The sequence below is a fragment of the Paenibacillus sp. J31P190 genome (assembly GCF_059692075.1).
On the sequence record NZ_JCAUAS010000002.1, the window covers coordinates 124,289 to 136,524 of the forward strand.

Genomic DNA, 12,236 nt, shown 5'->3' on the forward strand with positions numbered 1-12,236 from the left:
GAGTAGATTCCCCGTTTTTATACTTCTTTTCTATCAAATTTATAGTAACCAAGTGCCAAAAACAACATACAACTGGAAATTAGGAACAGAGACGTTGTTAATAGCTTGCCGGCGGAAACGGTTTGACTGAGCCATAACATATGCCAATCCGTATAGGAGGCAGGTGAAAACGCAGCAATGGAGCTCATCAAAAATGGAGCAATTTTTGCAGCCGCGTATAATACGTGTGAAAAGACCATGAAGCTGCTAGCACTTTTGAAAAACTGAGAAACGAATACAAACAAGGCTGATAAAGCAAACATGGAGAAAAATGCCGCGATGTAAGCTTTCATCATATGGAACGAATCCGTGAAGCTGGCTGATGTCCCAGCAAATAGGTTGCAAATAAAGGTAATAATGCCGAGTAGAATCAATATTCCAGCAATACCTGTTCCAAGAGCAGCGACTTTTGTTCCAAAAACTTGAAAGCGTGAATTCGGACGAAGCAAAGCAAGCTTCAGCGTTCTAGATGCCAATTCATTTGGAAATAAATCGCCAGTAACCGTTAAGATAAACAGTGGAATCCAAATACTTGTATAAATCGTTAACATCTCAATTGGAAAGGACTGACTCTCGGCAATAAGACCGAGAATTGGTTGTAAAGCGCCCAGCGAAATGGCAAGCAGGAGAGGAAGAATCGCTGAAAAGATAGCGAACATAACTACTTTCTTTCGATACCATAGCAAGTAAAGTTCATTTAAGTAACCGGCGCGCCATCTATGCACAATCTTTGTCCTCCTTTGCAAGCTGAAGTTCGTCTATATAGAATTGCTCTAAGGATTGATTGCTTTGCAGCAGTTCAGATACGTACCCTTCTTTTTTCAAATGTCCTTCTACGACAATCCCCACCCGATTACATAGCTGCTCTAGCTCATGAATCATATGGCTCGAGATTAAGAACGATGTCCCTTTTTCTTCGGTCAACTGCTTTATCAACTTTCGAAACGTCACTGTACCTTCGATATCCAGCCCATTCGTAGGCTCATCCAGGATGACAAGCTTTGGTTCCGGCAGGATCGCAGCGGCAAGTGCTAGCTTTTGTTTCATACCTGTTGAATAGCCTTTGATTTTCTCCTTACGAACTTTGAACAAGCCCACAAGATCCAAGACTTCTTCTATACCCTTCGGCGTGACATTCGGATAGTACCGGGCGACAAGTTCTAAGTACTGCCATGCGCTAAGAAATTCATGAAAATCTGCCGATTCAATCATGCTGCCTACGTGCTGCATTCCTTGTTCGAATTGTTCGAAAAGATTGGCATTAAACAATGAAATCGAGCCTTTATCGGGACGTATCAAACCAGTTATCAACTTAAGAAACGTTGTTTTGCCAGCGCCGTTCGGTCCTAATAAACCATAAACGTCACCTTCATGTAACTGGAGACTCATATCACGAATTCCGCGATCGTTGCCATACATTTTGCTCAAATGAGCCGTTTCTAATATGGTGTTCATTAAGTTCCCCCTTCTCATAAGAGATAAAGCAGATAGGCTCGGACAGGGAAGCCTATCTGCTATTACCTAATAGGTTTACTATTCGTTATGGCCGTGTTTACCTTGGTGATCATTCTTCAATGTCTGTACGGTTTTACCAGCCAAATCAATGGTTTCAGGTGTTGTGCTGTTATAACCGGACAGATCCGCTTGAAGGTGAAGGGTAACTTGGTGCACCACTCCACTATCATCTTTACCAGAGACCGTTAAATCTGCTTCTTGATGAGAGATATAATTATTAGCATCTACGGTTGCCTTAATGGATACTTTATCGATTTTGATCTCTTGCGTTAGCTGTGGAGCCGCATTCTTCAAGAAATCTTCTTTGAACGGCAGCTCATTTCCTTTAACGGCGTCATCATTAGTCTCACCGTCATTCTCTGCTTTGGTTGCTTCTTTAATTGCAAGCGGTGCTAGAGCATTGACTACAGTAGGAATCTGAGCATTGTCGAGTTGAATGGCGATCTCTTTCGACCCATCAGCTTTCGTATCAACGGACACATAGTCCTTCAGATTACCAACTAAAGCGTCGATGACGGTCTCAACTTGCTGAGGAATGTCAGTTTCATTCAGCTTTTTCTCGGTTTTGTGTTTCTTAACGCCCTCTTGCTTCACAAAATAAATATCGCTAGCGTTTGATTTAAGTACAGTTTGATTATTTTGCTTATAGAAGCTGAGCGATTGTTGGCTGCCATTCGCTAACACATCTGCACTTCCGCTTGCCGTTTTCGTATCCAAGCTCACTTTGAAGCTTCCATTTGCGCTTGCAAGCACATTACCGTTATCTTGTAAGGCGGCTGAAGCTTGTACAGCTACATTCTGAACCGTTTTGGTGTTTTTCAAAGCTGATTTATAAGCATCATACCCAGATGAACTCGCCAATGCACTAAACCCCGTCGTCACCATGACAATGCTGCTAATTCCAACAGCGCTGCCTAACATTAACCATTTCTTTTTCATTTTCTCCTCCTAATATAGGGATCTTTGAGTGGAGCTCAAAGTCTCTCCGCTTTGGGATCTTTGAGTGGAGCTCAAAGTCTCTCCGCTTTGGGATCTTTGAGTGGAGCTCAAACTCTCCTTTGATATGGGCTTACAACTACATCATAGTCAACAATAGTGAAGTGCTTGTGAACCATTTCTTAAATCTTTCTTAACTCTCTGCCCACATAAGAAAAACCCGTTTAGCATCTAAACGGATTTCCACACTGTTTCACCAAAAAGCGGTGAGTTATTTGGTTTTTAACTTTACTTCCAAATACCTTGAATAGCAGGAACTTCATTTGTTCCGCCCAAATAAGGCAGTTTATACAACTCTTCTAATGTACGTAATACATTCAAATGCGTAATATGCTGATCATATTTAGCTGCTTTGACCATTGGTCCTACAAAGATTGTTGGGATATGATTGTCTTTGGAATTATCATCTTCGTCCCAGGTGAGAATGAGCAAGCTGTTATGGCTTTGAGCCCAGGTTACATAGGGACCAATGTGTTTTTTTAGCCACTCATCTGCAGCAAGAATTGTCCCGTCATGCATGTCATTATCCTGATTAGGGATAACGAAAGATACCGTTGGCAGTTTGCTGAAGTCTTTTGGAAATAGGTTAAAAGGTTGATTGCTCTCTTTGGCAACATTGGAGAAACTAACCCATGGACTGTGTTTGCGGCCATACTGCTGATTCGTACAAACGGTTGAAGCAATTGCTGGTAAATCCTCCGAGTAGCCTGCAAATGAATAGCCTGCCTTCACCAGTTCACTAGCCAAATTAGCCGTCTTAAATTCATGACCGCAAGAATCATTTTTAATACCTTGATCGGAGCCCGAGAATAAGACGAAATAATTAGGCTGACTGGGATGTGCCACCGCATAGGAATGTGTGAAGAACGCTCCTTGCCCAGCCAAAGCATTGATATAAGGAGCTGAAGCATTGCCAATTAATTTCTCATAAGAATGATTCTCTTCTACCACTATAACAACATGGTCGGGTTTACCGCCTTCGGAAATTGCCGGGTTAGGCACTTTCGCCGGACTTGAAGCGGTGGTCAACGGACTTGGTGAAGGTAATATGGTTGGGGTTTGTATTGGAACTTCTTGTTTATTAGGTTTATTCGTATTTACAGGGGAAGCCGTTGGCGAAGCAGCGGGTGTTGCTATTTGAGTTTGTGGTTGGGTTGATGTCGCTACATGACCTTGATCCGGAGTGGAACAAGCTGTCACCATTAGCATAAGAATGGATACTGCCAAGAACGTTTTTTTCAATGGATGTCCTCCCGTCATTCCCCGCTTATCAAAGGTATGCATGAATTAAAAATAAGACAGCAAAGATTAGTCCTAATCGCAAATGCCATTTCCGATCAAGACCTCGAGATCGAAATACCCCTGCAATCGGTACAGGCAACAAGGCAAGTCCTGCTAGAAGTCCACTTATATTGGCAAAGTCTAGCTTGATACCATATAGAATAGCACCCACGATATGCAGAACAATGACGCCGATGGCAAGAATGGCGATAGGTGTATGGAATTTCCGAGTTATTCTCAAAAGGGTAATAACACTCCTTTTCAGTATAAGCCATTGTTCCACCCATCGTCTCTGTATCATTATTTTGAGCACATAGTACGCCAAAACAGCAAATAATAAAAAACTTGCTTGAGATCCATAATTTTTAAATATACCTTTGAAAGAGCGATCATGCCATTGTATAGATGGTATATGGAACATTATCCATGCGCCATATATGACGATTAGCAGTGTAATTCCAAGACTAAGAATCACCCATTTACGGTCTTTCGCCCAGAATGTATTCATAATTCATTTACTGAAGATCGCGGCGCTTCGTTCCTTCGCCATATCTTGGACTCGACAGCTTCATAGCAATGGATGCATTTCTTCAACCATGTCAGTGCCAACGGCGAACGCTTAAATAACTGATGGATGAGAACCGCGGCAGCGATTCCAATCACAGCGCCTCCTATAACATCAGAAGGATAATGAATCCCTGTCCAAATTCTTGAGAAAGCAATACCAGCTGCTAATACAAGCCATAACTTCCCTTCTTTTCTCCGGTGAATCCAAATGGATGTGGCTATAACGAAAGCGCCGATGGCATGGTCACTTGGAAAAGAGGCATTGGCCGGATGAGCGATCAGTTGAATGACATTATGTGTGACAAACGGACGATCCCGGTAAAAGAAATGCGCAAGTATTCCGCTGAAAGCTACTGCCACACATGCGGACAGAAGTGATTCAGCAATCATTCTACGCTTGAGATCATGCCTCGTAAACCAATAAATCACAATTCCGATGTAAAACACGTACTCCGCATAAGAAGCTAACAAACGCATAATCGGGTTTAGAGCGGGTATCGTATTCCCTAATTGATTAATGAGTTGAAACCAATGATAATCCAACTGTGTAAAGCTCATCTTCATCATCCTTTATTTATACTGAATGCTCTAACGAAAGCATTTGCATTGACTTTACATGATAAAGATGAGAACAACATGAGAAATGCACTATTTAATAATCTGGTTTATTGGTAATGTAATTATGACTGTGGTACCTTCGTTTTCCTTGCTTCGGATGGTTATTTCCCCCTGATACTTGTGAACAAATTGCTTGGCAATAGACAATCCTAGCCCTGTACCCGCTATCTCACGATTTCTTGCTTTATCAACACGATAGAACCGATCAAATACATAGGGTAATTCGGCTTGCGGAATCCCTATTCCATGATCTTCGATAGTAATTTGCACTTCATTTATCAATCGTAGTCCCTCAATAACGATCCGTCTATCTTGCATGGAGTATTTAACCGCGTTCTCCAGAATGATTAGGAGAATTTGCTCCAGGTGCAGCGGACTTATGGATACCAAAGCATCACTCATTTTCTCCGTATTCACTTGAAATTCAAAATCGGGATTAAGGACCTCAAATCTTTTGAGCGTTTCTAAGATTACGGGTTCTATTGGAATAGGCTCACTAATTTCAGAATCGAGGTGAGTTTCTACTCTCGTTAGGGTCAGCAGTTCTTCGACGATCCCTTTCAAGCGTCTTGTCTCTTGGAGGGAAGCTTGCAAAGATTCATTTAAGACTTCAGGATCTGATTTACCCCAGCGATTTAAGAGGGACAAGTGACCTTCCAATATCGTTATGGGTGTCCGCAGCTCATGAGAGGCATCCTCAACAAATTGCTTTTGTTGGTGAAAGGAGACTTCCAACTGATTCATCAATTCATTAAATAATTGCGCTAAACTGGATAATTCATCTCCATTTTCTATGTTGCTAACGCGCTCTTTCAGCCCTTTCTCCTTCACACTTCGAATGGTTGCTGCCAATGCCCGAATAGGGCGCATCAATTGCCTCGCAATTGCTAAGCCACTAACTGCACTTATAAAAACAGCCAACACCCCGCCGATCAGCATCACCCAGAATAACGTCCGGCTAAAATGATCGAACGTTTCTAGATTACTTGCGAACTCTAAGGTTCCAACAAACTTTGCCGTTATAAATGGACTCCTATAAATGAGAATGTGATCTTCTTGGCGGATAGTATCAAATAGTTCAGGCGCAGTCACAGTCCTAGGTGTAACCCAACTTTCTTCAAAATGATTTGATACGGTCAGGAGGGGCTCTCCATTATTCCCAATAATACGTACTAATTGGTTTTTTCCAATCATTTTTTCTATGTAGGGACGAGCTTCCGTTATCAACAAGGCATCCATTGTATTTGATTTTTCAAGTAAATAGTCTTGAAGCTGCGCCATACTAACTTGAATTTTGTCCTTCTCTTGATTCATCATCCACTGTTTGAGAACAAGATATTGGGAGAAATTATAGGTTGCAAATAAAAGGAAGATGAGGGCAGTTGCTCCTAACATGAGCTTCCACTTGATGGGGAGTTGTCGAAATAAACGAGTTAATCGTTCCATCATCGCATCACGTATCCGATTCCCCGAACCGTATGAATACAGCTATTCTCGCCAGCTTGATCTAACTTGTTCCTCAAATACCTGACATAAACATCGACAACATTCGTCTCCACTAACGAATCATACCCCCATACATGATCCAAAAGCATATCGCGCGTCAGCACGAGATTAAGGTTTTTCATGAACATCACTAATAGATCGAACTCACGCTTAGTAAGCTCAATGATTTGTTTGTCTTTATAAACTATACGAGCATCCATATCGACGTGAATATTTTGAAATGAAAGCATAGCATGCGGGTCGTTTCCCTCGAGTTCGATACGTCGGAAAATAGACCTTATCCTAGCCAATAATTCCTCAATGGCAAAGGGTTTGGGCATATAATCATCGGCGCCGCTATCTAAGCCTGATACACGATCAACAACGCTATCTCTGGCTGTCAACATGAGGATTGGAGTCTTCTTCGCTGCACGTATACGGTGGCAAACCTCAATTCCGTTCAGCTCTGGCAGCATAATATCTAACAATATCAAATCCCAATGATCTTGAAGGGCTAATTCTAATCCTGTTTTCCCATCGTAAGCTGTATGTACTTCGAATGATTCGTGCTCTAGTTCCAATTGAATGAAACGAACTAAGTTTTTTTCATCTTCTATGAGCAATACCCGTTTCATGAATATCTCCCTTGTCTCGTTAATCCAATAAGTATAGGCTATGTAAATGAGAAAATAATGAGAATTTCGCTGTAATCAGTCTCTACCTAGTTTCTTTTTCAAAAGCCCCAGAATACTGGGGCAAATTAACCATGCAGTTACGTTGATTGATGCAAGAGAAACTTTGCGTATCGCATAGGTGTTTCATAAGTTCGATAAAAAGTCGTTTCTAGGCCTGCTTTTTTAAAGGTGTAACGTTGGTCTCTGCCGTTTACTTCGATCAATTTAATGTGGCCATCCTGATCAACGCCCACATCTAATCCGATGTCAGCCATATGAGGCAATTTTGTGCCAATATACTGGGCAATAGCCAGAGATACTTGCTGTAACTCTTGCTTCATTTGGGTGGAATCAAATCTACTGGACTCAAATAGCTGCTCACACCGTTTAACTTTCCCTCCCTTTGCCACATTAGTCACATGACGGCCGGAGGCTGCGACTTTCCCAATCATTCCGGTAACTTGCCACTGCCCATTACCTCCACGCTGTACCGATACACGAAGATCATAAGGCCTTTCTTTGTAAGTTGCTAACTGGATTGCTTCCTGAATCATGTAGTTTTGTTTACCCACTACCTTCCCAATGAATGAAATGGCTTTCTTCTTGGAAACAAGCTTTGGTTTCTTTTTCATCCAGTATAAAGTCCAATCCCCACTCTCCTGCTTGGATATTTTAATGATCCCGTCACCTACACTGCTGTTTGTTGGCTTGATGAAAAGTGAGGCGTACTTCTTCATGGAGTCTTCTAATTTTTCCCGCGAATATTTAATAGAATCAGGAAGATACTTGCGCAGCGAATGATTGGTGTATAAGAGTTGATGTATGCGATATTTGTCGTATCGATTTTGCCTGTTGAACACGATGCTCGATCGCGAAAGCTCTTTTAATTTTTTTCTTAAATAAGGAGATAAGCTAATGGCACGGTTATGTGTCACACGAGGAATAGATCGCCTAACGAGCCTGTACGCATTATTCTCATAGTAATAGCCCAAAGCAGATTTACCTTTTACATGCTGTAAACACATATAAAAAGGTCTTACTCCATGCATCTTTCCTGCTTTGTTATACAGGGCTAAGCGTTCATTTCCTGTTCTTCCTCTTGCAATACCCAAATAAGTTTCCAAATCCAATAGGACACCTACCGTAGCACGCATCGAATCACCACCATTCGAATAATAGAACTATGACAGTGTATGTCCCTCTTACTCTTGCAAACACGGTGAACACCTAAGCAAAGGAAGGAAATGACACAATTTAAGAGAAGGAATTTTTTGCCATCTGTCGAAATTATCTTAGGAGTATGATTATAGGAGGGCACTTATGTCAAAGCGCGTTCAACTGCTCGTCGGCACCAATAAAGGCATTTTCATTTATTCCTCAACGACTGAAAGACGGAACTGGTCCATGCAAGGACCTTTTTTACCAGGATGGGAAGCTTATAGTGTTCTTGGAGATACACGAACAGCAAGTACGTTGTATGCGGGAACCTCTCATGCCGCTTATGGAGCGACCATTCGAGTGTCCAGCAATGGCGGTGAAACGTGGGAACAGATTGCGGATAGTCCGAGGTACTCCGAAGAGAGCGGTTTTTCACTAAACCGTATTTGGCAGTTGGTGCCTGGTCTTGCCTCTCAGCCCGAAACTCTTTTTGCGGGTGTCGAAGAAGCGGGATTATTCGTTAGCCGCGACAACGGTCAAACGTGGCAAGAGTTAGATGGTTTAACGAAGCACCCCACACGTCCCGAGTGGTTTCCCGGAGCCGGCGGTATGTGCTTGCATACCATTCTTATCGATCCAAGGAATTCGCAGCGTATGTGGATTGGAATATCCGCTGTCGGTGTCTTCCGTACACTTGACGGGGGGATTAGCTGGAAGCCCTGCAATAACGGCTTGAATCGGATACCAACAGGTCAACCTGATGAGCGTGTCGGATACTGTGTGCATAAGATGGTGCTCGACCCGGAAAACTCCGATGTTCTCTATATGCAGGAGCATAGCGGGGTGTTCAAATCCATTGATGGCGGTGACAGCTGGCATCCTATCGAGGAAGGTCTTACATTACGCGAAGGTGATGCCCCGTTTGGTTTCCCGATTAGCATTTCACCAACAGGTGATTTATTTCTTATCCCGCTGGAAAGCAGCGAACAACGATCTATGCGAGACGGCAAGTTAATAGTTTACAGAATGGCTCGCGGTGAACATACCTGGAAGCCTATTGGGGATGTTCTCCCAGAAGAAGAACGACATGTCAGCGTACTGAGAGATGCGATGGCTGTGGACTCACTTGAGCCTTATGGACTTTATTTTGGAACAACATCAGGTGAAATTTACTGTTCATTAGACCGCGGAGAAAGCTGGGAACGTCTGCCAGGACAATTATCACGAATCCTAACTGTGAAGCCAATGATTTTGGAGGACTAGCATGCTTATTACCGTCAGCGTCCCCTCTTTGCTGCGTGATTGCACAGGGGGAAACGTCAAATTTCAATTGGATGCGCTTACGTTACAGGATGCACTAGATCAACTTATATCGAGCTATCCCCTGCTGCGCGTTCATCTTTGGACAGAAACCGGACAAGTCCGAAAGCATGTCCTGCTCTATTACAATGACACGAATATCGCATGGCTGGATGACTTAAATATCACGCTGCAGCAAGGGGATCAGCTTATCGTTTTCCAGGCTGTCTCCGGCGGGTAAAATAGATGTACGCACTGACAGATGCTAAACCTTACTATCGTAAAAGAAATGCTTCGCATGAATGCTATCACCGAGCTCGATGATGCCGTAGGAGTATTGCGGCTGCCTTCTTTTATCCGTAGGCGAGCCTGGATTAAACATGAGAATGCCATTAATCGTTTGCTGGTATGGAACATGGGAATGTCCGAAGATGACGATATCCGGCCGCTCGGCCTGGAACGCTTCTCGGGCTCTTTCCTCTGTCGTTTTACGAAAGCCATCTCCATGGATAAGACCTATTCGATAGTCGCCGAGTGTCAGAATTTTCCTCAAGCCAAATCGTTCTATGATGTCAGATCCGTCATTGTTACCTGCCACAGATTCGCAAGGTGCGATTCGCTCAACCAAGTCGACAACGTGCTCACTCACCCAGTCCCCGGCATGAATAATAAGATCAACACCTTGTAAACCTGCAAGTAACGCATCTGGCAGTTTCTGAACCCGAGGTGATAAATGAGTATCCGAGATCACACCAATCCGCATATGGACCACTCCTTCATTAAATCTATTAGCCATGATATTCGTTCAAATTAACTTCCCATTCCAATAATAGCTGTCCTCCCGGTATACCCGAAAAGCGATCTCCACCTCAGGAATGCCCAGCGAAAGAACGTGTTTGGTCAGCACACTAGCATACTGGTCACGCGTTTCCTGCCCTCTCTCGAACCAACCTACTTCAATAAAAGGGTATGTATGGACTTGCTTTCCTTGAAATATAGAAACTGTGGGAAGACATTCCAGCATAAAATTGTCCGTTCCGCACGAGCATACTTGAGCTAGTTCTTCAATTAACGCCGTACTAATGGATTGAATTTGAGGAACACTAATTCCTCTAACGATCATTTGTGGCATGGATAACGCTCCTTTATATTTTCTTAGAAGACTGATTGCTGCAGGTTCAGATAAAAGTAGTGTAGATACTACAGGTCTTATTGTAGCATATTCGATGTTTACCGGGCAGTTTGATACAATATAAACATACGAGCTTTGATTACGCCAAGGGGGACAACAATGTGAAAGAACCCATCGTCATACAGAACAAATTAAGAGAAGCTATGGGTCATCTCGAAAAACGGTTCATGGAACGGGAAGAGCTCATCCGTGTCTTACTGCTCGCTATCATGAGCGGCGAACATGTCTTATTGGTTGGACCTCCCGGTTCAGCCAAATCTCAATTAGCACGCGCTGCCGCCGAATTATTCGGTAACGAACCTTATTATGATTATTTATTAACCCGATTCACAACACCTGACGAATTATTCGGGCCTGTCTCCTTACAAAAGCTTAAAAATGATGAGTATGTAAGGCTCACAGACGGCTACTTACCGAGCGCCCGCTTCGCCTTTCTCGATGAAATATTCAAAGCGAACAGTGCCATACTTAATGCGCTTCTTTCTGTCTTGAATGAACGTGTCTTCTTCAATGGACGGCAGAAGCAGCAGTCTCCCCTTCTATTCTTAATGGCAGCATCGAATGAATTGCCTGAAGATAACGAACAATTAGCAGCGCTGTACGACCGTTTCCTGTTCCGTTTTGAAGTCGAATATGTCAAGCAAATATCCAGCTTTGAACTTATGTTTCAGGCACCAACCACACCTCTCCCTGCCCTTCTATCAACGGAATTGGTGAAACAGTTGAAATCTCAAGCGGCCGAGGTTCAATTGCCAGATGCGCTGGTTTACATGCTTTTTCAATTGAAGACAGCTCTTGAAGAGAAAGAATATGTACTTTCGGATCGACGCTACCACAAGATTGGCCATTCGTGGAAGATTTCAGCAGCTATCCATGGGCGCAGCGCTGTCAATGTGTGGGATACCGTACTAACCCCGCATATGCTGTGGGATTTCCCTGAAGATTTGGCAGAGCTCAAAGCCATCTTCGACACCTTATTCCAGGACATGCTCAAACGAGAAATGGAACAAGAACTCCCGCTGCTTCAATATAACTTGACGGTTAAGAAATGGTTGGAGAAAGAAGATGAATTACATGCCTTCCAATTTAAAAAAGAAATCGGCGGCGCTTTAAATAAGGATGCTTCCGAGCGATTGAAAGTAACTTTGGAAGATTGCCGCACTGAGCTGGAAGAAACAGCCAGAAGCTTACGCGGCAGACTTGTCTCCTGGCAGGAGAAAGAAAAGAAATTACCGGAATGGATTGCTTCTCAATCTATTTTTCTGCAGCATCCCGAGCAGTATGCCGTTAAATTCACGCACTTGCGCATTCAAGGAGAGCGCATATTACAATCGATCCAAGGCTTATATCGCACATTGTTTGACCGGGAAATCCCGGGAATCATATACGACTATACGTTATAAGAGGTTACC

14 protein-coding genes are annotated in these 12,236 nt (G+C 43.1%); 3 read left to right on the plus strand and 11 right to left on the minus strand.

The genetic code is table 11. The features are described 5' to 3' along the window. Positions 1-17: 17 nt before the first annotated feature. The 9 genes from AC58U0_RS04150 to AC58U0_RS04190 form a co-directional block, all read right to left on the minus strand. On the minus strand, positions 18-764 hold the full coding sequence (locus AC58U0_RS04150; protein ID WP_497377787.1) for an ABC transporter permease: 747 nt from the start codon (positions 762-764) through the stop codon (positions 18-20). Continuing rightward, a complete protein-coding gene (locus tag AC58U0_RS04155) occupies positions 757-1,494 on the minus strand; it encodes an ABC transporter ATP-binding protein (RefSeq protein WP_497377788.1) in 738 nt (245 codons plus the stop codon). Before AC58U0_RS04155 ends, AC58U0_RS04150 begins: the two co-directional genes overlap by 8 nt. Positions 1,495-1,572: 78 nt before the next feature. Further along, positions 1,573-2,493, minus strand: coding sequence for a hypothetical protein (locus AC58U0_RS04160; protein ID WP_497377789.1), 921 nt, complete (start codon positions 2,491-2,493; stop codon positions 1,573-1,575). 285 nt (positions 2,494-2,778) lie between these two features. Beyond that, positions 2,779-3,792 (minus strand): alkaline phosphatase family protein, encoded by a 1,014-nt coding sequence (locus AC58U0_RS04165; RefSeq protein ID WP_497377790.1) that lies wholly within the window; start codon positions 3,790-3,792, stop codon positions 2,779-2,781. A gap of 28 nt (positions 3,793-3,820) precedes the next feature. Beyond that, positions 3,821-4,072: a hypothetical protein gene (locus AC58U0_RS04170; protein ID WP_156389921.1), complete on the minus strand. Its 252-nt coding sequence runs from the start codon at positions 4,070-4,072 to the stop codon at positions 3,821-3,823. A gap of 263 nt (positions 4,073-4,335) precedes the next feature. Beyond that, the gene (locus AC58U0_RS04175; RefSeq protein ID WP_497377791.1) at positions 4,336-4,956 is read right to left on the minus strand and encodes an undecaprenyl-diphosphatase; all 621 of its coding nucleotides are present in this window, start codon (positions 4,954-4,956) and stop codon (positions 4,336-4,338) included. 90 nt (positions 4,957-5,046) lie between these two features. Beyond that, positions 5,047-6,465 carry a HAMP domain-containing sensor histidine kinase gene (locus AC58U0_RS04180; RefSeq protein WP_497377792.1) on the minus strand — a complete coding sequence of 473 codons (1,419 nt, stop codon included), beginning with the start codon at positions 6,463-6,465 and terminating at the stop codon, positions 5,047-5,049. Next, positions 6,462-7,136, minus strand: coding sequence for a response regulator transcription factor (locus AC58U0_RS04185; RefSeq protein ID WP_497377793.1), 675 nt, complete (start codon positions 7,134-7,136; stop codon positions 6,462-6,464). The genes AC58U0_RS04180 and AC58U0_RS04185 overlap by 4 nt, the downstream gene beginning before the upstream one ends. Positions 7,137-7,273: 137 nt before the next feature. Next, on the minus strand, positions 7,274-8,329 hold the full coding sequence (locus AC58U0_RS04190; protein WP_497377794.1) for a YheC/YheD family endospore coat-associated protein: 1,056 nt from the start codon (positions 8,327-8,329) through the stop codon (positions 7,274-7,276). Between the two features lie 166 nt (positions 8,330-8,495). Here AC58U0_RS04190 and AC58U0_RS04195 point away from each other — a divergent pair, with 166 nt between their 5' ends. Next, positions 8,496-9,596, plus strand: a complete 1,101-nt coding sequence (locus tag AC58U0_RS04195) for a WD40/YVTN/BNR-like repeat-containing protein (RefSeq protein ID WP_497377795.1) — start codon at positions 8,496-8,498, stop codon at positions 9,594-9,596. Between the two features lies 1 nt (position 9,597). Next, positions 9,598-9,873, plus strand: coding sequence for a MoaD/ThiS family protein (locus tag AC58U0_RS04200; RefSeq protein ID WP_057302667.1), 276 nt, complete (start codon positions 9,598-9,600; stop codon positions 9,871-9,873). A 24-nt stretch (positions 9,874-9,897) separates the two neighbouring features. Here AC58U0_RS04200 and AC58U0_RS04205 read toward each other — a convergent pair whose 3' ends face one another. Both AC58U0_RS04205 and AC58U0_RS04210 read right to left on the minus strand, forming a co-directional pair. Beyond that, a complete protein-coding gene (locus AC58U0_RS04205; RefSeq protein WP_497377796.1) occupies positions 9,898-10,395 on the minus strand; it encodes a metallophosphoesterase family protein in 498 nt (165 codons plus the stop codon). 42 nt (positions 10,396-10,437) lie between these two features. Beyond that, complete coding sequence (locus AC58U0_RS04210) at positions 10,438-10,764, minus strand: DUF1904 family protein (protein WP_497377797.1); 327 nt, start codon at positions 10,762-10,764, stop codon at positions 10,438-10,440. Positions 10,765-10,925: 161 nt separating this feature from the next. Here AC58U0_RS04210 and AC58U0_RS04215 point away from each other — a divergent pair, with 161 nt between their 5' ends. Further along, entirely contained in the window at positions 10,926-12,227 is a 1,302-nt protein-coding gene (locus AC58U0_RS04215) for an AAA family ATPase (RefSeq protein WP_497377798.1), read from the plus strand. Positions 12,228-12,236 lie beyond the last annotated feature (9 nt).